This is a genomic window from Rhodococcus sp. IEGM 1381 (genome assembly GCF_030056795.1).
GTDB lineage: Bacteria > Actinomycetota > Actinomycetes > Mycobacteriales > Mycobacteriaceae > Rhodococcoides.
In genome coordinates this window covers 35,023-56,064 of record NZ_JASHKQ010000016.1, presented here as the reverse complement: position 1 = coordinate 56,064, position 21,042 = coordinate 35,023, and the positions used below count along the sequence as shown (strand labels likewise).

At 66.6% G+C, this 21,042-nt stretch carries 19 protein-coding genes; 6 read left to right on the top strand and 13 right to left on the bottom strand.

Translation table 11 applies throughout. From position 1 onward, the window contains the following. Nucleotides 1-266: 266 nt before the first annotated feature. Complete coding sequence (gene thiD, locus QM797_RS22595) at nt 267-1,121, top strand: bifunctional hydroxymethylpyrimidine kinase/phosphomethylpyrimidine kinase (RefSeq protein WP_283277902.1); 855 nt, start codon at nt 267-269, stop codon at nt 1,119-1,121. Here thiD and QM797_RS22590 read toward each other — a convergent pair. From QM797_RS22590 to thiO, 7 genes are all read right to left on the bottom strand, one after another. Next, complete coding sequence (locus QM797_RS22590) at nt 1,083-1,904, bottom strand: adenylate/guanylate cyclase domain-containing protein (RefSeq protein ID WP_283277901.1); 822 nt, start codon at nt 1,902-1,904, stop codon at nt 1,083-1,085. The two genes, thiD and QM797_RS22590, sit on opposite strands and share 39 nt — an antisense overlap. A 37-nt stretch (nt 1,905-1,941) precedes the next feature. Next, on the bottom strand, nt 1,942-3,408 hold the full coding sequence (locus QM797_RS22585; RefSeq protein WP_283277900.1) for a M28 family peptidase: 1,467 nt from the start codon (nt 3,406-3,408) through the stop codon (nt 1,942-1,944). A 33-nt stretch (nt 3,409-3,441) separates the two neighbouring features. Then, nucleotides 3,442-4,227 (bottom strand): ABC transporter permease, encoded by a 786-nt coding sequence (locus QM797_RS22580; protein WP_283277899.1) that lies wholly within the window; start codon nt 4,225-4,227, stop codon nt 3,442-3,444. After that, complete coding sequence (locus QM797_RS22575; protein ID WP_283277898.1) at nt 4,227-5,180, bottom strand: ABC transporter ATP-binding protein; 954 nt, start codon at nt 5,178-5,180, stop codon at nt 4,227-4,229. Before QM797_RS22575 ends, QM797_RS22580 begins: the two co-directional genes overlap by 1 nt. A 171-nt stretch (nt 5,181-5,351) precedes the next feature. Beyond that, nucleotides 5,352-6,116: a thiazole synthase gene (locus QM797_RS22570; RefSeq protein WP_283277897.1), complete on the bottom strand. Its 765-nt coding sequence runs from the start codon at nt 6,114-6,116 to the stop codon at nt 5,352-5,354. 4 nt (nt 6,117-6,120) lie between these two features. Beyond that, nucleotides 6,121-6,336 (bottom strand): sulfur carrier protein ThiS, encoded by a 216-nt coding sequence (thiS, locus tag QM797_RS22565; protein ID WP_032401759.1) that lies wholly within the window; start codon nt 6,334-6,336, stop codon nt 6,121-6,123. Further along, nucleotides 6,333-7,400 (bottom strand): glycine oxidase ThiO, encoded by a 1,068-nt coding sequence (gene thiO, locus QM797_RS22560; protein WP_283277932.1) that lies wholly within the window; start codon nt 7,398-7,400, stop codon nt 6,333-6,335. The genes thiS and thiO overlap by 4 nt, the downstream gene beginning before the upstream one ends. A 158-nt stretch (nt 7,401-7,558) precedes the next feature. On the opposite strand from thiO, the gene thiE reads away from it, so the two are divergent. After that, nucleotides 7,559-8,251: a thiamine phosphate synthase gene (thiE, locus tag QM797_RS22555; protein ID WP_283277896.1), complete on the top strand. Its 693-nt coding sequence runs from the start codon at nt 7,559-7,561 to the stop codon at nt 8,249-8,251. A gap of 19 nt (nt 8,252-8,270) precedes the next feature. After that, the gene (locus QM797_RS22550; protein WP_283277895.1) at nt 8,271-9,080 is read left to right on the top strand and encodes a lipase family alpha/beta hydrolase; all 810 of its coding nucleotides are present in this window, start codon (nt 8,271-8,273) and stop codon (nt 9,078-9,080) included. A gap of 17 nt (nt 9,081-9,097) precedes the next feature. On the opposite strand, the gene QM797_RS22545 is transcribed toward QM797_RS22550, so the two are convergent. The 4 genes from QM797_RS22545 to QM797_RS22530 form a co-directional block, all read right to left on the bottom strand. Further along, nucleotides 9,098-9,910 carry an ABC transporter permease gene (locus QM797_RS22545; protein WP_283277894.1) on the bottom strand — a complete coding sequence of 271 codons (813 nt, stop codon included), beginning with the start codon at nt 9,908-9,910 and terminating at the stop codon, nt 9,098-9,100. Further along, nucleotides 9,907-10,848, bottom strand: a complete 942-nt coding sequence (locus tag QM797_RS22540; RefSeq protein WP_283277893.1) for an ABC transporter ATP-binding protein — start codon at nt 10,846-10,848, stop codon at nt 9,907-9,909. Before QM797_RS22540 ends, QM797_RS22545 begins: the two co-directional genes overlap by 4 nt. Continuing rightward, a complete protein-coding gene (locus tag QM797_RS22535) occupies nt 10,845-11,936 on the bottom strand; it encodes a LolA family protein (protein WP_283277892.1) in 1,092 nt (363 codons plus the stop codon). The genes QM797_RS22540 and QM797_RS22535 overlap by 4 nt, the downstream gene beginning before the upstream one ends. A 73-nt stretch (nt 11,937-12,009) precedes the next feature. Further along, nucleotides 12,010-12,861, bottom strand: a complete 852-nt coding sequence (locus tag QM797_RS22530) for an NUDIX hydrolase (protein WP_283277891.1) — start codon at nt 12,859-12,861, stop codon at nt 12,010-12,012. Between the two features lie 32 nt (nt 12,862-12,893). On the opposite strand from QM797_RS22530, the gene QM797_RS22525 reads away from it, so the two are divergent. From QM797_RS22525 to QM797_RS22515, 3 genes are read left to right on the top strand one after another with little or no spacing between them, the layout of a single operon-like run. Next, nucleotides 12,894-14,252 carry a GlnX family signal transduction membrane protein gene (locus tag QM797_RS22525; protein WP_283277890.1) on the top strand — a complete coding sequence of 453 codons (1,359 nt, stop codon included), beginning with the start codon at nt 12,894-12,896 and terminating at the stop codon, nt 14,250-14,252. Next, nucleotides 14,249-15,220 carry a glutamate ABC transporter substrate-binding protein gene (locus QM797_RS22520; protein ID WP_502942380.1) on the top strand — a complete coding sequence of 324 codons (972 nt, stop codon included), beginning with the start codon at nt 14,249-14,251 and terminating at the stop codon, nt 15,218-15,220. Before QM797_RS22525 ends, QM797_RS22520 begins: the two co-directional genes overlap by 4 nt. 7 nt (nt 15,221-15,227) lie before the next feature. Further along, nucleotides 15,228-17,684: a serine/threonine-protein kinase gene (locus QM797_RS22515; protein ID WP_283277889.1), complete on the top strand. Its 2,457-nt coding sequence runs from the start codon at nt 15,228-15,230 to the stop codon at nt 17,682-17,684. Here QM797_RS22515 and QM797_RS22510 read toward each other — a convergent pair. Further along, a complete protein-coding gene (locus QM797_RS22510; protein WP_283277888.1) occupies nt 17,681-18,865 on the bottom strand; it encodes an acetate kinase in 1,185 nt (394 codons plus the stop codon). The genes QM797_RS22515 and QM797_RS22510 overlap by 4 nt on opposite strands. Next, entirely contained in the window at nt 18,862-20,988 is a 2,127-nt protein-coding gene (gene pta / locus QM797_RS22505; RefSeq protein ID WP_283277887.1) for a phosphate acetyltransferase, read from the bottom strand. The genes QM797_RS22510 and pta overlap by 4 nt, the downstream gene beginning before the upstream one ends. Between the last annotated feature and the right edge of the window lie 54 nt (nt 20,989-21,042).

Here is a 21,042-nt window from a genome sequence, read left to right as displayed (position 1 = left end):
GAGTGGTGAACGAATGAATCCGATGTGACGTGCACCACTATTAAACATGCGTCCGGTGGCCCTGTCACCTTTTCTACCAACAAACCTTCGGATGCGTAGGTTTGTTCGTCGGTCACGAGTCGAATGCTGGTATCGGTCATAAGCTGCCCTGTTCGACGTTGTGATACAACAACATTCGAAGCGGGGCCACGTTTTCACCGTTATTTACAGGTTCGGATTCGGCCGCCGAGACGGTCGTCTCCGGCCCGCCGGTACTGTCGTCTCTCGTGAAGTTCCTACCGCTCACGCCCAACGGCGAAACTCCCGTCCGCGCGCTGACGATCGCCGGAACCGACTCCGGCGGCGGGGCCGGAATCCAGGCGGACAGCCGCACGATGGCCATGTTGGGCGTCCACGCATGCGTTGCCGTCGCAGCGGTGACGGTCCAGAACACCGTCGGCGTGACGGGCTTCCACGAGATCCCGCCCGAGATCGTCGCGGCCCAGGTTCGCTCGGTGGTCTCGGACATCGGCGTCGGCGCAGCGAAGACCGGGATGCTGGCGTCCACTGCCATCATCGAGGCGGTCACGGCCGTGTGCACCGAGGTGGGCATCGGCCGCGATCAGCCGGTGCCGCTGGTCGTCGACCCGGTATGCGCATCGATGCACGGCGATCCGCTACTGCACGCAGAAGCGCTCGACGCCATCCGCCACACCCTGTTTCCCATCGCGTCGCTGGTGACCCCCAACCTCGACGAGGTCCGGTTGATCACCGGCATCGACGTGGTCGACGACGCGTCCGCACACCGCGCCGCGGAGGCCCTGCACGGCTTGGGCGCGCAGTGGGCGCTGGTCAAGGGCGGACATCTGCGCACATCCACCCACAGCACCGACCTGCTGTTCGACGGCGACACGTTCCTCGAATTCACCAGCGACCGCATCGACACCGGCAACGATCACGGCGGCGGCGACACCCTCGCCGCGTCCATCGCGTCGGCGCTCGCACACGGATACTCGATGCCCGACGCGGTGGCGTTCGGCAAGGAGTGGGTCACCCGTTGCCTGGCCGCGTCCTACGACCTGGGTGCGGGCCACGGCCCGGTGTCACCGCTGTGGCGACTGCACGAGTCGGAGAATGCGTAGGTCGTCGGGCGCGCCCTTGATCTTGGGAGCAAAGAAGCTGCGGCGATAGGGCTTGGCGACCACGCCCAAGGCGTCGAGCACCTCCGGCGGGACCGCCTCTAGGGCCGCTGCGGAGATCATGACGTTGCCGTTTCCGCCGGTCTGCATCACGCGGGCGGCGACGGTGACGTCGACGCCGAGCCAGTCCGATCCCACCTGACGCGGACTGCCGGTGTGGATACCGACTCGCATGGTCGGGGTGTATCCATCGACATTCACGCTGTTGAGGGCACTTCGTGCTGCGAACACGGCCTCGACGGCTTTGTCCGCATCGTAGAACACGGCCATGATGCCGTCGCCCAATCTTTTCACGACGTGACCGCCGCGGAACGCGACCTCGGGTTCGACGGCTTTCGAGACCTGGCGAAGCAAAGTCAGGGTGGCGGTATCGCCCGCACGAAGCGACCACGACGAGAATCCGACGAGATCGGTGAAAACGATCGTGACATCCGCTTCGCCGCGGCCGCGACCGGCCCGCTCGAGGATCGCCTGCCACACCTGCAGGGCACCGAGGCCGACTTCACGGGAGGCACCGGGTTCGTCGTCGAGTCCGTTGGCGGCCAGAAACCGATCCGCAACGCGGGCGACGGCCAGTGCTCGTCCTGGGCCGTCGATCGACATCGGATCGCCGAACGTGGGGTCGCCGGGTAGTGCGCGACGCACACGCCGAACCGCCCCGACCACCGTGGGCGCTCGATTGGTGGTGCGGACCCACTCCACCACCGAGGAAACGACTGCGTTCACAGCATCGAGCGTAACCCACGGTTACACATACTTAGCCTTACCCTTCGGCGCGTGCGGCCTCGCGCGCAGCACCGACCGGCACTCCGTTGGGGCCCTCGACCGACTGTGCGTAGACGCCGATTCCGTAGGCGACGGCGCCGCCGTTCTTCGCCAGTGCGGCGCGGTCGACATTCGCCAGGGTGTCCTGATCGGTGTGGTAATTCTCGTCGAAGGTCTGATCGGCGGTACCGCCCCACTTCTCGGCCTGCTCGGCGGTCTTGTTCTCGTCCGCGCCACTGAACACGCCGCCCGCCGGGATGCCGGCCTCGATGAACGGGCCGTAGTCGGATCGACCGTCGAAATCGGTGCCGTCGACGGCGACATCGTCGGCGGCGAGCCGCTCGACGAAGGTGCGCTCGATGGCGTCGGATCCGGCCGGTCCCGCGGGCTCACCGACCTTGTCGGAGTCGTCGCCGTCGTACGCGAGGTAGCCGGCGTTGTGTGAGCCGATCATGTCGAAGTTCAAGTACAGAGCGATGTTTCGCTTGTCGTCGTCGGACAGGCCCTCGACGTACTTGGTGGAGCCGACGAGCCCGTCCTCCTCGGCACCCCAGAACGCGAAGCGGACCGCGTTGGTCACCTCGGGCGCACTGCCCATCTGCAGCGCCGTCTCGAGCACTGCCGATGTGCCGGTGCCGTTGTCGTTGATGCCGGGGCCCTCGGGCACGCTGTCGAGGTGAGCACCCGCCACCACAACGTTCTCGGTCGAGCCGGTGGTGGTCTGGGCGATGATGTTGCGGCTCGTGGTCGTGTCGGTCGTCGTGACGAGCGTCAACGTGACCTCGGGTGCCGCGAGGACCGCTGCGCCGTCCTCCTGGCTGACGCCGCCGGTCGGAATCTTCGCGGTCTCGGAATCGCCGAGTGTCCCCGAATCCAGCGGTCCCGGTTCGTTGTTGACGATGATCGCGGCTGCCGCACCCAATTCGGCGGCGACGGTCTGCTTCGCACCGAACGGGCACACGCCGCGCGGCACGACGGCGACGGCACCGGCCAGATCGAGGCCGGCGTAATCGGCCGCCTCGCATCCGTCTGCACCGGCGGGGGCCCCGACGACGCGTGCGGTGATGCCCTCTGCAGGTGTGGTCGGCGAATAGCTGAGCGCGAACACCGGAATCTCGGTGCCCGCGAGCGACAGGGTCTGGGTCTGCGCCTCGAAGGTCTCGAACTCGAACTCCGGAGTGGTGACGTCGAAACCGGCCGATTCGAGTTGCGAGACAACGTAATCGACACTCGCGTCGTATCCGGCGGTACCGGCGGCACGGTTTCCGTCGTGCGCGGCGGCGATCGTTTCCAATTCCTGGAGGTGCCGGACAAGAGCGTCCTCGGTGACCGCGGCCGACAGTCCCGGCCCATCGGGTGTAGCGAAAACTCTGGCCGGTTCCTCGTCCCCTGCATCGGAGGAGGACGAGCAACCGGCCAGAATCAGTACTGCGACGGCGCTACCTGCAAGCAAGGAAATCCGCATAGCGGACACCCTACCCAGACAAATCGCAGGGTGTCAGGCGTCGCGGCGATTGACGACGAACACTGCGGCACCGAAAAATACCGCCACGAAGGCGACGAAATAAATCAGGCTACCGATGGGACCCCAGTGAAAATCGATTCCGCCCGACGAGCCGAGAAAATGATCTGCGTTCGCGAACGGCAGGAACGGCTGGATCTTCGCGCCGACGTTCGGGATGATGCCGACGAGCATTTCGAGCAGCAACGGCCAAATCAGCAGGATTGCAATTGCAGCGGCCGACTGACGGAGCAAAGTGCCTACCGCGATGGCAAGAGCGACCTTCAGGAACGCCAGGATCGCCGTCCCGTAGATGACGCGCCAGGTCCCGTCGGCATCGAAGGTCAGTAATGCTCCGGCCTCGTCGCCGGCCAACGCTCTTCCGATGTAGAGGGCTCCGAATGCCAGCACGAGCGACAGCAGTGCTCCGTACGCGCCGACCAACACGGTCTTCGCGCCGAGCACACCTGCACGACTGGTCACGGCCTGAAATGTGGTCCGTATCGATCCGAACCTGTACTCGCTGGTTACCGTCAGGGCCGCGAGAATCATCAATACGAGCCCTCCGAACGTGGTGACGCCGAATCCGACGATCGTGAACGCCGTCACCGGTCCGATATCGGAGGCTTGGCCGTTCGCGGCCGCCTCCGACTGAACGCCGCTCGACGCTCCCCAGCCGAAAAGTGCCGCGAACCCGAGACCGAGCACCACGATGATCGCGCTGCACCACCACGGCGATTTGGTCGAGGTGAACTTGATTCTTTCTGCTGCCAAGACGCCCATCAGAGTGACCCACCCATCGCTTGCTGAGAATTGGCTTCTTCGCCGTGGTATTCGACTGTGTCTCCGGTGAGTTTCATGAATGCTTCCTCGAGCGAGCCTCGCTGAGAGGCCAACTCGTGCAGGGTGATTCCGGCGCGTCCGGCGATATCGCCGATCGTGTCGGTCGTGGAGTTGAGCACCACGAGCGAGGGCTGAAGCTCGTCGGTCTTGTCCGGCTCACGCACGGTGAGACCGGCCGTGGTCAGAGCCTGTCGGAGCCCGTCGAGCTGCGGGCTGCGCACGCGCACCGACGCCTCGGAGGCGTGGTCGATGAATTCCTGCACCGAGGAATCCGAGATCAGCTTGCCGCGTCCGATGACGATGAGGTGCTCTGCAGTTTGGGCCATCTCCGAAAGCAGATGGCTCGAGACCAGCACCGTGCGGCCCTCGGCTGCCAAGCGCTGCATGAACTTTCGGATCCAGACGATGCCCTCGGGGTCCAGGCCGTTGACCGGCTCGTCGAACAGCAACACCTTGGGATCGCCCAGCAGAGCGCCGGCGAGACCGAGCCGCTGCGACATGCCGAGCGAGAAGCCGCCCGCATTCTTCTTCGCGACCTCGGACAGTCCCACCAGACGCAGCACCTCGTCGACGCGGGACTTGGGGATGCCGTTGGACGCAGCCATCCACTCGAGATGAGCACGTGCCGAACGATTGGGGTGCACCCACTTGGCGTCGAGCAGAGCGCCGACGGTCCGCAGTGGCTGCTTCAGGTGGCTGTAGCTCTTGCCCTCGATGGTCGCCGAGCCCGATGTGGGTCGGTCGAGCCCGAGGATCATCCGCATGGTGGTCGACTTGCCTGCGCCGTTGGGGCCGAGGAAGCCGGTCACGATGCCAGGTTTGATGGTGAAGGTGAGGTTGTCGACCGCCGTCACCGCGCCGTATTGCTTGGTCAATCCTGCCACTTCGATCATGGGGTCAACCTTCCCCGATCGAACGCGTCCGCACATCGACCTACAGTCGCCGATCGAATCATCCTTTCGGATGACACACACCCTGAGACAGTCGGGCACATGGGCGGCACGCGGCCACATAGTCGCGCCCGCAAATGCGCGCGCGTTTGCCGGATACGACAACGCAGTCGCTCACATCGGCGAGCTGGCCTGCGCCCAGAATCGTTTCGGGATGCGTCCCGCGTGTCGGGCCTGGTAACCAGCCGCTACCGCATGTCTCATCGCCGACGCCATCAGCGCGGGATCCTTCGCCCGAGTCACCGCGGTCGCGAGCAGCACCGCGTCGCAGCCGAGTTCCATCGCGAGGGTGGCGTCGCTGGCGGTACCGATGCCGGCGTCCAGGATCACCGGCACCGTTGCGGCGTCGACGATCATCTCGATGTTGTGCGGGTTGGCGATACCGAGTCCGGTGCCGATAGGCGAGCCGAGCGGCATGACGGCCACGCAGCCGATGTCCTCCAGCCTCTTGGCCAGTACCGGGTCGTCGGTGGTGTACGGCAGCACCTGGAAGCCGTCGTCGACGAGTTGTTCTGCGGCCTTGACCAATTCGATGGCGTCGGGCAGCAGCGTGCGCTCGTCGGCGATCACTTCGAGTTTCACCCAATCGGTCTCGAGCGCCTCCCGGCCCAGCTGCGCGGTGAGCACGGCCTCGGCCGATCCTCGGCAGCCTGCGGTGTTCGGCAGCGGCGCGATGTTCAACCGGCGCAGCAGATCCAGCACTCCCGTCCCACCCGCGGCGTCGACGCGGCGCATCGCAACGGTGGTCAGTTCGGTCCCGGACGCGACGAGGGCCTCCTCGAGTACCGCGAGATTGGCCGCTCCCCCAGTGCCGGTGATGAGCCGGGAGGTGAAGGTGCGGTCCGCAATAGTCAATTCAGAGGTGGCCGAACCTGCCATGACCTCAACCACCCTGAACCGCCGTGAGAACGTCGATGGTCCAACCCTTTTCGATGCTGGTGGTGTCCCACCGACTCTTGGGCAGCACGGCTCCGTCCACGGCGACGGCGATGCCCTTCTCCGGCATTCCGAGCTTGTCGAGGAGTCGAGTCATCGTCATGTCCTCGGTGAGCAGGTGATCCTCGCCGTTGACGGTGATGCCGATGGCAACCTGTGTCATGGTGTCCTTTCGATCTGCGGGTTGTGAATGTGCAAAAAGCGTTCAGGAGTGGCGGCTTTCGCCTCGGAGATCTCTTCGCCGGTAATCAGCGCGGCTACCGCATCGGCGGTGATGGGGGCGAGCAGGATGCCATTGCGGCCGTGGCCGGTAGCGACGATCACGTTGTCGGAGAGTCTGCCGATGATCGGTAGTCCGTCCGGGCTCATGGGCCGCAATCCGGCGGCTGTTTCGTACAGCTCGTATTCGCCGATACTCGGCATGAGCCGTTCGGCGTCGGCTATCAGGTCTCGTACCCCGGCGACGGTCACCTGGGTGTCCTGCCCGGATTCGTATTGTGTTGCGCCGACGACCAATCCGTCGCCGCGTGGCACCAGGTAGATCGCCCGTCCGTGGACGGTTCCGCGAACCGTGCGGTGCGGCGGGGGCGCGGCGCTCGGTCGACGACGCAGCCGCAGGATTTCGCCCTTGACCGGCCGGACGGGCAGTGTGGGCCACAGCGCGGCCGACTGCGCCCCGGCGGCCAGGACCACCTGATCGGCGTCGGGGATGGTGTCGACCGATTCTGTGGAGAACTCCACCCCGGCATCGATGCACCCCTGCTCGAGCGCGGCGACCAGTGCCCGATTGTCGACGGACAGCTCGGTCGGTGCCAGCAAGCCGAGTCGAATGTTCTGCGCCAGAGCAGGTTCGAGCTCACGCAGCTGTGCGCGACCGAGGATCTCCAGTTCGTGTCCCTGTTCGCCCACCCACTCGGCCACGGTCCGCAAGTCGGCGGCATCGGCGGAGTCGAGGGCGACGGTCACCGATCCGGTCGCGGAGAACACGGACGGGCCGGGGAGGCGTCGGGCAAAGTCCGGCCACCGCGCCAGCGATGCAGCACCGAGATGCAGGAGTTCGTGTTCGCCCGGCCACCCCTCGGACAGCGGTGCCAGCATGCCGCCGGCCACCCAGGACGCGCCCTTACCCAGAGCTGGATCGTGAACGACGACCCGGTGGCCGTCCTGGCTCAGGCGCAGCGCCGTCGACAGCCCGATGACGCCTCCGCCGATAACGACGATGTGCACGCGATTCACGTCCTCACTCCCTGCGCCCGCATGATCGGGTTCAGGTATTGACGGTAAGGGCGGCGAACCCACTCTCAGCCCCACGATCCTCGGGACTCCCGCGATATCTCGGCCACTCCGTCGTCGGCAGCGGCCACCATGAGAATACAGTTCGCTTTGTGCATCCATCTCAGACCGCCCGCAACCAGACTCCCCGTGAGCGTCTTGCGTCCGCTCGCCTGTACCTGTGTACCGATGCCAGGCGCGACAAGGGCGATCTCGCGCAGTTCGCCGAGGCCGCGCTGTCCGGTGGCGTCGACATCATTCAGCTGCGCGACAAGAACTCTGCCGGTGAGCGCCAGTTCGGGCCGCTCGAGGCCAAGGACGAGCTCGCTGCACTGGCGATTCTGCTCGGCGCGACCAAGCGTCACGGTGCACTGCTGGCGGTCAACGACCGCGCGGACCTGGCGCTGGCCTCCGGTGCGGACGTGCTGCATCTCGGTCAGGGCGATCTGCCCGTGCACTACGCCCGCCAGATCCTCGGTCCGGACGTGGTGATCGGCCGCTCGACGCAGAACCGGGCCCAGTCCTCGCTCGCCGCGATCGAGGACGGCGTCGACTACTTCGCCGTCGGGCCGGTCTGGCCTACGCCCACCAAGCCCAACAGATCTGCCGCTGGGCTCGAGACTCTGCGGGCCACCGCGGACGCGTCGCCGGAGCGGCCGTGGTTCGCGATCGGCGGAGTCGACGCCACCAACGTGGATCAAGTTCGGGCAGCCGGTGCCGACCGCATCGTGGTGGTCCGCGCCATCACCGAGGCCCGTGACCCACAGGCGGCCGCTCGCGCGCTGGTCCAGGCTCTGCAGGCCTAGCCGGGGCACACTGGACGGAGTGTTCTCCTCCCTCGCCCCGGCCCGTCGCCGGTTCGTCCTCGCTCTCCTCGTCCTGGTTGCGGTCGGGGTCGTCGCGGTCGCAGCGGTTGTTGCGACGTCGCTCCGTACCGATGACCCCGTTGCCAGCGTCGACCAGTCGGTGCCCGGTCCGGTGCTGCTGGTCCCCGGTTTCGGCGGTTCCACCGATGCGCTCGACGTACTCGCAGCCGGGCTGCGGGAAGACGGTCGCGACGCCACCGTGGTGGCCCTGCCGGACGGTGGTGTCGGCGATCTGACCGCGCAGGCGGGCACCTTGCGTGACGCCGCCGACGCAGCTCTGACTCGGACGGGAGCAACCTCGGTCGACGTCGTGGGGTATTCCGCCGGCGGGGTGGTGGCCCGGATCTGGGCAGCCGACCTGGGCGGCACCGAGCAAGCCCGGCGCATCGTGACTCTCGGCTCCCCGCACCACGGCACCCAGGTGGCGGGGCTGGCTGCCCAGGTACTACCCGACCAGTGCCCGACGGCCTGTCAGCAGCTCGCCCCGGACAGCTCCGTGCTCGCCGCCCTGAACTCCGGCGACGAGACCCCCGAGGGGCCGCAGTGGGTGTCGATCTGGACCGACGTGGATCAGGTGGTGACCCCGCCTACCTCGGCCGAACTCGACGGGGCGATCGACATCCCCGTCCAGAGCGTGTGTGCGGACTCCACCGTCGATCACGGAAACTTGCCCCGTGATCCTCTGGTCGCCGCGATGGTCTCCGCCCAGCTGGACGGCAACTCCACCGTGCCACTCGGTGCAGGTGATTGTGCGCGGCTGCGCGAGTGAGGGCCGGCAGCTAACTCTCAGCTGGTGATGTCCTTGGTCGTGAAGTTCGCCCATGCCGCACCGAGAAGTACGAAAACGTAGACGGCCTGCAGACCGACGCCGCGGACCAGGTCGCGCATCGGCACCGGATCGCGGAACAGATCGACGAAAGCCAGCCAATACCGCGTCGGCAGGTACGGCGCGAGGGCGTCGGCCGCGTCAAGGGTCAGCAGCAACGAGCTGGCGATGAGGAAGGCCAACGCGCCCAGCGTCGCGGCGAGCGGGGAGTCGGTCAGGGTCGAGAGAAACAACCCCATGGCAGCGACTCCGAGCATGGACAGCGTCACGTAGAGCACAGCGATGACGGTGCGTACGGCGACCTGTTGATCGGTCAACACCGTGCCGGACACGCTGGAGACGCCGGCCAACGACGTGGTGTCGAACAGCGTCGTACCGACGAAATACGCGACGGCGGCCACGATGACCACGGCCAGCAGTACGAAGGCGGCCACCGAGATCAGCTTCGCCACCAGCAGCTTGGTCCGTCCCACCGGGCGGGCCAGCAGGTAGCGCAGGGTGCCGGCCTGGGCCTCCCCGGCAACGGCATCGCCGGCGATGACCGACACCGCGACGGGCAGGAACAACGGCAGCACGATGGCGAGCGCGGCGAGCGGGAAGAGCTGGCCGTTGGTGGTCACTGCAGACAGGAAGGCAGGGCCTTCGCCGGGCCGCGGACCGATGTCGGTGAGTGCCAACAGGCCCGCGACGATGGTGGGCAACAGGTTGAGCAGAAGGATGACGACCCAGGTGCGGGGTCGACTCAGCATCGCGCGCAACTCGACGCCGATCATGCGGTCACCTTCTTCCGAACGGGACCTTCGACTCGGTCGGCGCTGCTGCCGGTGACGGCGAGCACGGACTGCTCCAGACTCATCTGCTGCGTCGCCAGCTCGCTCACCCGCACCCCACCTTCGACGAGCAGTCGATTGAGCAGGGCCGAGTCGGGGTGTTCGATCACGAGCTGCTGCCCTTCACGGTGGAGCACGGTGGCGTTCTGGACTCCGGAGAGCACGGTGACGGCCTCAGCCGGATCCGGGGTGCCCACGAGCACTCGGCCGGTGGGCTGCTGGAACGCGGAGAGCTGATCCTGCAGAACGAGGCGACCCCGATCGAGCACTCCCACTCGGTCGCACAGTTGCTCCACCTCGGCCAGCAGGTGGCTGGAGAGGAACACCGTGGTGCCCTTCGCATGCAGGCCCAGGAGCAACTCTCGAATCTCGAGGATTCCCTGTGGGTCGAGACCGTTGGTCGGCTCGTCGAGTATCAGCAGCTCGGGGGTGCGCATCAGCGCCGCGGCCAAGCCGAGGCGCTGCCGCATACCGAGCGAGTACTGCTTGACCGGCCTGCGTCCCACCCCGGCGAGCCCTACCTGCTCGAGGGCCTCGCCGACGCGGGCGGTCCGGGTGCGCCGGGAACCACCCGGCCCGGCCGCGTCGAGCAGCGTGAGGTTCCGGCGTCCGGAGAGGTTGGGGTAGGCGGCGGGGTTCTCGATCAGGGCCCCCACCCGCGGCAGCACGCTCCTGCGTCGCCGCGGCATCTCCTCGCCCAGCACCTGCATCTGCCCGGAGGTGGCCAGGACCAGGCCGAGCAGCATCCGCACTGTCGTCGTCTTGCCGGAGCCGTTGGCACCGACGAAGCCGTAGATGTCTCCGGCGCGCACGTCGAGGTCGACGCCGTCGACTGCTCGCACCGATCCGTAGCTCTTGGTCAGGCCGGTCGTGCGGATCATGTGGCTGCTCCTTCGAGCTGCTGGGCGGCGGTGGCCAGGGTTTCTGCGGTGACGGTGCCGGAGAGCAGGTAGCGACGCCGGTCGGCGGTGGGCTCGGTGATCAGGACGTTGAGCGGCCCGATCGACAGCGCGACGCTGTTGCCGGTGACGACTGCGCCCGGGGCTTCCCGCAGCTGGTCGACGAGCCCGCGCGCAGCGCGGCGCGGCAGCGGAGCGGCGATCAACTCGGTCACTCCGCGGCCGTAGATTCCCACCGCACCTTGGCCGCCGCGGTCCATCAGGTCGAGTCCGGACAGAGTTGCCGGAAGACGGGCGGAGTCGATCCCGTCGGCAAACGAGGCGATGTCGAGCCCGTCCTGCTGCTGCACATCGGTTCCCGGCGGTGGGACGAAACGGACGGTGTCGGCGTCGGGGGTCCTGGAGGAGAAGTCGAGGAACGCGGTGCTGACGATAGGGCGAGTAGCCCCGTCGCCCAGCACGTCGACCTGCAGCGGCAACCCACTGTCGGGGTCGACCCACACGTCGACCTCGGTGACGGTGCTCTGCGGCTCGCTGGGGATCAGCCGGAGGCCAGGGGCGTCCCGACCGGCGATTCGGCGATCCGGCAGCCGGGTGACCTCATCGGCGCTCGCTTCGCTGAGCAACCGCTGCCCGAGCTCCGGGGGCAGCAGGTCGGCTTCGCGAGGTAGGCGCAGGTTCGGCTCGGGTACAGGTGTCACCACCGCCGTGTTCTGTTCGTAGTCCCAACTCCACAGCCGAGCCGGACTGCGATAGAGACCGCGCTCACCGGCGAGGCGCACGGTGTCGACGCGCCAGCTGTCCGGGCTGCGGTACCAGGCGCGCAGGGTCGTGGTGTCGCCCAGCAGATCCGGAAGGCCGCCGAGTCCGTCGGTCACGGGCAGAGTGACACCGCCGACCGCCTGGGCGTAGCCCGAGTACGGCGTCGCGGTGGAGGACTGGACTCGGGAGAGCAGTTCGGCCGCGGCGATGTTCGACGCGGCGACGGGCCAGCGCTCGATCACCGAGGGGGTTGCGACGAGCACGGCGATGCCGAGCACCACCGCCAGCCACCGCCACTTGTCACGCACCTACTCGACGGTACGGACGTACCCGGTGTGCTGCATGTGAGCAGAACCCAGCAGCCGTCGAGCGCCAGATTCTCTACAACCCAGTTCTGTACAACCAGCCGAGGACGGTCGACGGCGTCAACACCTGCACCGACTCGGGTAGCCGGTCGCGCAGTCCGCGGTCGGCGGTGACCAGCGCCGTCAGATCTCCGTCGAGTTGGGCCTGATCGGCCAAGGTGTCGTCGCCGCTGCCGGCGGCGAGAATCGTCCGGGTGCGTGGGTCGTTCACCACTGCGTCGCGTGCCTGGCCTTCGAGGACGGCTTCGATGCGGGTGAGCCAGCCGTACTGGCCGCTGGGCAGTTCGACGGTGCGTGGCAGCGTCTCGGCGAGCGAGGTGAGCAGTGCGCCGGTCGATCCGGCGCGGTCCTTCCACCAGCCGTTCGGTCGTGAACCGAGCACGTTGGCGGTGTCCAGCAGTACCCGGAGCGGCACGGTGCGCAGCGCCGACCAGCTCGACGCGAACCCCGGGTGCAACGGGAGGTCGGCAACGGTCGATTCCGGTACCCAGCGCAGTTCGGTGCTCTCGCCGTTGGGCACGGTGGTCAGTGGATGATCGGTATCGGCGACGACGGTGGTGTACGACCAACCGCTCGCGACGCTCGCAGTGATCCGTTCGCTCCGAACGCACAACTGTTCGGCAGCGATACCGGCTTCCTCGTGGGCCTCGCGTACGGCCGCGTGCTCCGTGCTTTCGTGAGAGTCACGGGCCCCGCCGGGCAGCGCCCACGTTCCGCCCTGGTGGCTCCACAGTGCGCGGTGCTGTAGCAGTACGAGTGGTTCTCCGGTGTTCGACGGTGCGCGGAGCAACAGTCCGGCGGCCCCGTGCTTTCCCCAGTGCCGAGAACCGTCGTCACCGATGACCCACCCGTCCCCGTCACCTCGCATGCTCACCACCCTAGGGGAATCGTCCGCCGGTAGTGACTGTGCTGTACTGGCTGCAGTACGGTCCGCCTGCTTATATGCTCGGTGACGTGATCGCGGCCGGCATTACCCCCTCCGCTGCCGTGCCTCCGACAACGGCCACTCCCGTCGGTGCCGTTGCCGGCAAGCCACCGGTTCGCTACACGATGCGTTCGACGCCTGCGCGGTTGGTCGCGATGGGAACCGCGCTGGTGGTGTTGGCGTTGACGGTCGGAAATCTCGCGTCCACGGCCGTCACCGAGCGGGTGGACACCTTGGGCACGCTGCTGGTGCGGACCGAACCGTTCGCGAACTCGGCGCAGAATCTGTACGGGGCACTGTCGGTGGCCGATTCCGCTGCCGCAACCGCGTTCATCGCCGGCGGTCTCGAACCGGCACAGGTACGCGAGCGTTACTCGCAGGCGCTCGGCGAGGCGTCGTCCGAACTGATCGCAGCCTCGGCCGGAGTGACCGAGAACGACGAGGCCACCAGCGCGGTGCTGACGCAGATCGCCGCCGGACTACCGGTGTACAGCGGTCTGGTCGAGACGGCCAGAGCCAACAACCGGAGCGGGAACCCGGTGGGGGCGGCGTATCTCGGTGAGGCCTCGACCATGATGCAGACGAGTCTGCTGCCGCTGGCCGAGAAGTTGTACACCGAGCAGGCATCACGGGTGTCCGCCGATCAGGAACGGTTCACCAGCCCGCCGTACTTCGCGATCGGGTCGGTGGTGTTCCTGCTGATGATGACCGGCCTGGCTCAGTGGTACCTCTCGCGAACGACGCGTCGAACGTTGAACGTCGGATTCCTCGGTGCCACAGCCGCTGTCGTCGGCCTGCTCGGCTGGATGCTGGTGGTGGGGCTGATCTCCTCGATCGCTACCGACCGCGCGCTCGATCGCGGCGTCACTCCGCTGAAGTCGTACACGACGGGTTTCATCATGGCTCAACAGGCCAGAGCGGACGAGACCCTCGATCTGGCGCGCCGCGGCGGCAGTCAGGATTACGGACAGTCGTTCGACGCCAACGTCTCTCGCATGTCGGAGATGTTTCAGGGTGATACCGCGGTGATCGACGCGCTGAACACGTGGTCCGGCTCGCATGCGCGAATCGATTCCGCCCTCGAAGTCGGCGACTTCAACGGCGCGGTCGCCATCGCCACCGGAACAGCAGAATCCGATTCGGCCGCCGCCTTCACCGCATTGGACAGTGTTCTGGTCGACGGAATAGAGAATGCGCGAGCCGAACTACGGTCCAACATCGACCGCTCCGTCGGCGTGTTGTCGGGCTTGTCCAACGGCGCGTACGTGCTCACCGTCGTCGCCTCGGTGGCGTTCGGTGTCGGCCTGTTCCCGAGGCTGCGTGAGTACCTGTGAGACGTCTACTCACCGTCGGCATCCTGGCCACCGCCCTGCTGGTCGGCTGCACTCCGGCGGAAAGCTCTGCGCCGCAAGTCGATACGACGTTCTCCGAACCGCCGCTGCCGGACGGCGCATCCGTGGCCGCTCGGCCGACCGAGACCTCGGCCGACGACGAGTGCGCTCGCCCCACCGCCAGCCTGCGCCCACTTCCGAGCGGCACGGATGCTCCGCCGGTACCGCAACCGACCATCGACGCACTGCGCGCGAAGGGCCGCTTGGTCGTCGGACTCGACACGGGCAGCAACCTTTTCAGCTTTCGCGACCCGATGACCGGGCAGCTGGTCGGGTTCGACGTCGACATCGCGCGGGAGATCTCGCGGGACCTCTTCGGCGATCCGAATCGGTTGGACTTTCGCATCCTCACCTCGGCGCAACGACTGGAGGCCCTGCAGGATTCCTCGGTGGACATCGTGGTGAAGACCATGACCATCACGTGCGCTCGACGCAAGGATGTCCAGTTCTCCACTGTGTATTTTCAGGCGCAGCACCGGATTCTGGTGGTGCAGGGGTCGGGTATCCGCGGCGTCGGCGACCTGGCGGGCAAGCGCGTGTGCGCGGTCGAGGGCACCACCTCGCTGCGACGACTGCAGCGAGTACAACCAGCAGCGACCGTGGTCACCGTGCCGATGTGGTCGGATTGCCTTGTGGTGCTGCAACAACGACAGGTCGACGCGGTCAGCACCGACGACGCCATTCTCGCCGGTCTTGCTGCGCAGGACCCGTACCTCGAGATCGTCGGCGACAGCCTGAGCCCGGAGCCGTACGGGGTCGGGATCAACCGCGACAACGAGGATCTGGTGCGGTTCGTCAACGGAACACTCGGACGCATTCGCGCCGACGGAACCTGGAACCGCCTCTACAACCGATGGCTGACGGTTCTCGGCCCCTCCCCCGGTCCGCCCACCGCGTCGTACAGCGACTAGGGGCATCATGGACGACGACGAACAGCAACCCACTGCCCCGGCGGCCAAGACGCAGGCAGTCTTTCGGGCCGAGTCGGGAACCGACGGAATCGAACGCACCCAAGCAGTGTCGAGAAGCCCAGCAGTGTCGAGAAACCCGGGTGCCCCGCGGACGCAGATCGACGATCGGACTGCACGGACGCCGGGACCCCTTTCCCCGGATGCCGGCTCGACCGAACGAGGAACAGCGAAATCGGCTGCAACACAGGCCGCGTCCACCCGCGCCAGGACGGGTAGGTCGAGATCCGGTCGATCGCGCAGCACCGGGATTCGACGTCGACTCGGCGGCGGGCTGGTCGATGTACCCCGGGTGGAGCCGGTCGATCCCGAAACTGCGGTGATGTCGGATCCGACGGTGCCGCAACACAAGCGGTTCTGCTGGAAGTGCAACGCCAAGGTCGGCCGCAGCGAGCCGGGCGAGCCCGACATCGCCAAGGGCGTGTGCCCGCATTGCGGCACGACGTTCGACTTCACGCCCCTGCTCGAACCGGGCGATCGAGTGGTCGGCCAGTACGACGTGCAGGGCTGTATCGCGCACGGCGGCCTGGGCTGGATCTATCTCGCCATCGACCGCAACGTCAGCGACCGCTGGGTGGTACTCAAGGGACTACTGCACTTCGGCGACGAGGAAGCTCACGCGGTCGCGGTCGCGGAGCGTCAATTCTTGGCCGAGGTAGCGCATCCCGGCGTCGTCAAGATCTACAACTTCGTCGAGCAACCCCGCAGCGACGGGTCGACGGTCGGCTTCATCGTCATGGAGTACGTCGGTGGACGGTCGTTGCGCGACATCCTCGGTACGTGCGACGGCGGAAGGATGCCCGTCGAGCAGGCACTCGCCTACGTCCTGGAAGTGCTGCCGGCACTGGGTTACCTGCATTCGATCGGCCTGGTCTACAACGACCTCAAACCCGAGAACATCATGGTTTCCGACGACCAGATCAAACTCATCGACCTCGGCGCGGTCGCTGGTATCGAGGACTACGGCTACCTGTACGGCACGGTGGGCTACCAGGCACCGGAGATCGTCAAGACGGGACCGACGGTGGCGTCGGACATCTTCACGGTGGGCCGCACGCTCGCGGTACTGACGCTGGACATGCCCTCGAAGCACGGAAAGTATCTCGACGGCCTGCCGTCGGTCGAAGATTCCGAAGTGCTGCAGCAGTTTCCGTCACTGCACCGACTGCTGCTGCGCGCCACGCACGAGAACCCCACTCGACGGTTTCGATCCGCGGACGAATTCGCCGGGCAGGCGACCGGAGTGCTGCGCGAGATTCTGGCCATCCGAACCGGCGTGGAGCGCCCCGGCCTGTCCACGGTGTTCAGCCCGCCCCGTACCACCTTCGGAACCGAGCAGTCGGTGGGCCGTACCGACACCTACGTGGACGGTACGGTGCGGCACGAACGAATGACCGCAGCCGAAGTTGTTGCGGCGCTTCCCGTCCCGCTGGTGGACCCCAACGATCCGAGCGCGCCCCTGCTCGCGGCGGCGGTACACGTCGAGCCTCGCCAGACCCTGGACTCACTGCAGCACGCCAAACGCAACGGCATCGAACGCATCACCGCAGCCTCGGACAAGACCTCGGAGCCCACGCCCTTCTCGTCTCCTGTGGACATCAGTGTCGAGATCACCCTCGCCGAGGTCAAAGCCAATCTGGATCTGGGGAACGTCGTCGAGGCCACCGAGATTTTGGCCAAGGTACAGTCCGAGGACCACGCCGCCGATCCGTGGCGGGTGCAGTGGTACGCGGGCCTGATCGCCCTGCTGCATCACGAATACGACTCTGCGTTCACCAGTTTCGACAACGTACTCGGGGCGATGCCCGGAGAGCTGGCCCCCAAGCTCGCTCTCGGTGCCACCTCGGAATTGCTCGGTCATGTCGCCGCAGGCAAAGCCGACGAAGCCGAGAAGTGGCGGGCCCGAGCCGAGGGCCTCTATCGAGCGGTCTGGCGTACCAACCGCGGAATCGTGAGCTCGGCGTTCGGCTTGGCCCGGCAGTTGCAGCGGCGCGGCGATCAGACCGGGGCCATCGCCGCTCTCGACCAGGTACCGATCAGTTCACGGCACTACTCGATGGCGCGCATGACCAGCGTGCTGACGCTGCTGATGGATCGCTCGCGAGCCGAACTGTCCGAGGCCGACTTCCGTTCCGCCGCACGCCGAGTTGCGCTGCTACCCAAGGCAGAGAGCCGGGCACTGCAGATGCGGACGCTGGTGCTCGCGATGGCGCTGGACTGGATCGTCTCCGGCCACGCCGCCACGGCCGAACGCGAGCCGATTCTCAGCGTCCCGTTCACCGAGGACGGATTGCGGCGTGGCACCGAGAAGGGGCTGCGGGCGTTGGCCCGCAACGCCACCGATCGCGCGCATCGCTTCTCACTGGTGGACCTGGCCAATGCAATCCGGCCCCGTTCGCTGTTCTAGCCGCGAACCAGATCGTCCGTCGCCCGAGCAATCGCCAGCTCCTCGTTGGTCGGCACCACCAACACGGTCACGGTCGCCGAATCGGTCGAGATGACCCGAGCCTGCTTGCTGCGCAGCGCATTACGCTCCGGGTCGATCTCGATGCCGAACCCCTCGAGGTTCGCCAGCGCGTCGGCACGCACGGCGGCCGCGTTCTCTCCGACACCCGCAGTGAACGTGATGACGTCGAGCCGGCCGAGTCCGAGCATGTATGCGCCGATGTACTTGCGCAGGCGATGGATGTAGACGTCGTAGGCCAGCCGCGCGGAGGCGTCGCCGTCGTCGATCCGTTGCTGCAGTTGCCTGAAGTCGTTGACGCCGGACAATCCGATCAGTCCGGAACGACGGTTCAGCAGGGCATCGATGTCGTCGACGCTCATACCTGCGCTGCGGCGCAGGTGCATGATGACGCCGGGGTCGATGTCGCCACTGCGAGTCCCCATGACCAGCCCCTCGAGCGGGGTCAGACCCATCGAGGTGTCGACCGCTTTGCCACCGGAGACCGCGGAGGCCGAGGCTCCGTTGCCCAGGTGCAGCACGATCTGGTTCAGCTCTGTCAGATCGCGTCCCAAGAACTGCGCCACCTGGTCCGAGACGTAGTGGTGCGAGGTGCCGTGGAAGCCGTAACGCCTGATGTCGTGCTCGGCGGCGACGGTCGCATCGATGGCATAGGTCGCGGCTGCGTCGGGCAGAGAATGAAAGAAGGCCGTGTCGAACACCGCCACGTGCGGCACGTTCGGCAGCTGCTTCCTGGCAACTTCGATACCGAGCACGTTCGGCGGATTGTGAAGCGGCGCAAGACTGCTCAGGTTCGAGATCTGCTGTACGACAGCGTCGTCGATGATCGTCGGGCGGTAGAACACCGTCCCGCCATGAACGACTCGGTGCCCGACGGCGGTGACGTCGGAGCCCAATTCGATTCCGGCGTCGGCGAGCATCTCGAACGCCACAGCCAGACCGGTACCGTGATCCTCGATGTGCTGGGTACGCTCGACGCTCTCGCCACGATGGTCGAGTTCGACGCGGCCGTCGGATTCACCGATACGCTCGACGAGCCCACTGGCCAGCGACTCTCCAGTGCCGGGGTCGACCAATTGGAACTTGACCGACGACGACCCGGAGTTGACGACGAGGATGCTCACGATTCGCTGCTCTCCTTGGCTGCGTTGGCAATACCTTGTGCCTGAATAGCCGTGATGGCAACGGTGTTGACGATGTCCTCGACCAGCGCACCGCGCGAGAGATCGTTGACGGGCTTGCGTAGGCCCTGCAGAACGGGTCCGACGGCAACCGCACCGGCGCTGCGCTGGACGGCCTTGTAGGTGTTGTTACCGGTGTTGAGGTCCGGGAAGATGAATACCGTGGCGCGGCCGGCCACCTCGGAGTCGGGCAGCTTCGACGCGGCGACGGACGGCTCGATCGCCGCGTCGTACTGGATCGGACCTTCTACGAGGAGTTCCGGATTTCGTTCGCGCACAATCGCAGTGGCCTGTCGGACCTTGTCCACATCGGCTCCGGAACCGGATTCTCCGGTGGAGTAGGACAGCATGGCCACCCGCGGCTCGACGCCGAACTGGGCCGCCGTCTGCGCCGAGGACACCGCGATGTCGGCGAGCTGCTCGGCCGTCGGGTCCGGCACGACGGCGCAGTCACCGTAGGCGAGTACTCGATCGGACAGGCACATCAGGAAGATCGACGACACCGTCGACACTCCCTCGGTGGTCTTGATGATCTCGAACGACGGCTTGATGGTGTGCGCGGTGGTGTGCGCTGCGCCCGAGACCATGCCGTCGGCGATTCCCTTGTGCACCATCATCGTTCCGAAGTACGAGATGTCGGCCATGATCTCGCGGGCGCGTTCGATCGTCATGCCCTTGTGCTTGCGCAGTTCGGTGTATTCGGCCGCGAAGTCCTCGGTGTACTCGCAGTTGTTGGGATCGAGGACAGTGGCTTTGTCGAGGTCGACACCCAGTTCCGACGCACGTCGGCGAACAGGACCCTCCTCGCCGAGGATCGTGAGGTCTGCAACCTGACGCTGCAGCAGACGGCCGGCAGCCCGAAGGATGCGATCGTCGCCGCCCTCGGGGAGGACGATGTGCTTGCGGTCGGCGCGTGCCCGGTGGATCAGCTGGTACTCGAACATCTGCGGCGTCGTGATGGTGGGGATGGCGATGTCGAGCCGTCCCAGAAGGGTTTTCGCGTCCACTCGCTGTTCCATCAACCCCAGTGCGGTGTCGACCTTGCGCTGCGATCCCACCGCGACGCGGCCTCGGGTCTGCGCCGCGGCAGAGGCGGTGTCGAACGTGCCGAGGTCGGTGGTGAGGATCGGCAGCCGGGGGCCGAGTCCCGCCACCAGACGTGCGATGGCCGGATGGGGCTCGATGCCGCCGTTCATGATGATGCCGGCCAGTGACGGAAAGCCCTCGGCCTCATGGGCATTGACCAATGCGAGCAGCACGTCCGATCGATCCGCAGGCGCGATGACGACGACGCCTTCGGTGAGGCGCTCGAGGATGTGCTCGGCCGTCATGCCACCGACCATGACCCGCAACGCTTCTCGCTGCAGCAGCGATGAGTCACCACTGTAGAGAGTGCCGTCGACAGCGTCGAGCAGCTCGGCCATGGTCGGGGCCACGAGGAGGGGGATCTCCGGCAGGCTCCAGGCAGGCACCCCAACCGAGGCCAACGCATCGGTGACCGCATCGAGATCGTCGGGGGCACAGCGATTTGCCACGATCGCGGCCAGATGAGCGTGATGCTGGCGTAGTTCGGCCTGGCACAGGGCAGCCAACTGTGCGATCTCGTCGGGTGTGCGGTCGGATCCACGCAGTGCGAGCAGCACCGGGGCACCGAGGTTGACGGCGATCCGGGCGTTGAAGCCGAGCTCACTGGGGCTGCCGACATCGGTGTAGTCGCTGCCCACGATCACCACGGCGTCGCACTGAGCGGCCACCTCGTGATAGCGATTGACGATCTCACTGAGCGCTGCATCCTGATCGGCGTGCACCTGCTCGTACGTGACGCCGAGCGACTGCTCGTACGTCAGATCGGCGGTGGTGTGCTCGACGAGAAGTTCCAGAATGTAATCGGGTTCGTCCGTGGAGCGAGCGATGGGCCGAAACACCCCTACTCGGGCGGCCGTCGCGGCGAGCATCTGCAGCACACCCAACGCAATGGTGGATTTGCCGGAGTCTCCTTCCGGTGACGCGACATAGATGCTGGAGGGATACATTCCGGCCGTCTCGGCACTGGTGGGCTCAGCCATGGTCGCTAGCCTAGTAGTGGGGTGGGGTGTTGACACCGGGTGCAGTCGGGTTGT

What these genes read in the sequence shown, in the direction of transcription:
- QM797_RS22585 (WP_283277900.1), bottom strand. Translation starts at nt 3,408, where the DNA reads ATGCGGATTTCCTTGCTTGCAGGTAGCGCCGTCGCAGTACTGATTCTG.
- QM797_RS22580 (WP_283277899.1), bottom strand. Translation starts at nt 4,227, where the DNA reads ATGGGCGTCTTGGCAGCAGAAAGAATCAAGTTCACCTCGACCAAATCG.
- QM797_RS22575 (WP_283277898.1), bottom strand. Translation starts at nt 5,180, where the DNA reads ATGATCGAAGTGGCAGGATTGACCAAGCAATACGGCGCGGTGACGGCG.
- QM797_RS22570 (WP_283277897.1), bottom strand. Translation starts at nt 6,116, where the DNA reads ATGGCAGGTTCGGCCACCTCTGAATTGACTATTGCGGACCGCACCTTC.
- thiS (WP_032401759.1), bottom strand. Translation starts at nt 6,336, where the DNA reads ATGACACAGGTTGCCATCGGCATCACCGTCAACGGCGAGGATCACCTG.
- QM797_RS22545 (WP_283277894.1), bottom strand. Translation starts at nt 9,910, where the DNA reads ATGATCGGCGTCGAGTTGCGCGCGATGCTGAGTCGACCCCGCACCTGG.
- QM797_RS22540 (WP_283277893.1), bottom strand. Translation starts at nt 10,848, where the DNA reads ATGATCCGCACGACCGGCCTGACCAAGAGCTACGGATCGGTGCGAGCA.
- QM797_RS22530 (WP_283277891.1), bottom strand. Translation starts at nt 12,861, where the DNA reads ATGCGAGGTGACGGGGACGGGTGGGTCATCGGTGACGACGGTTCTCGG.
- QM797_RS22515 (WP_283277889.1), top strand. Translation starts at nt 15,228, where the DNA reads ATGGACGACGACGAACAGCAACCCACTGCCCCGGCGGCCAAGACGCAG.
- pta (WP_283277887.1), bottom strand. Translation starts at nt 20,988, where the DNA reads ATGGCTGAGCCCACCAGTGCCGAGACGGCCGGAATGTATCCCTCCAGC.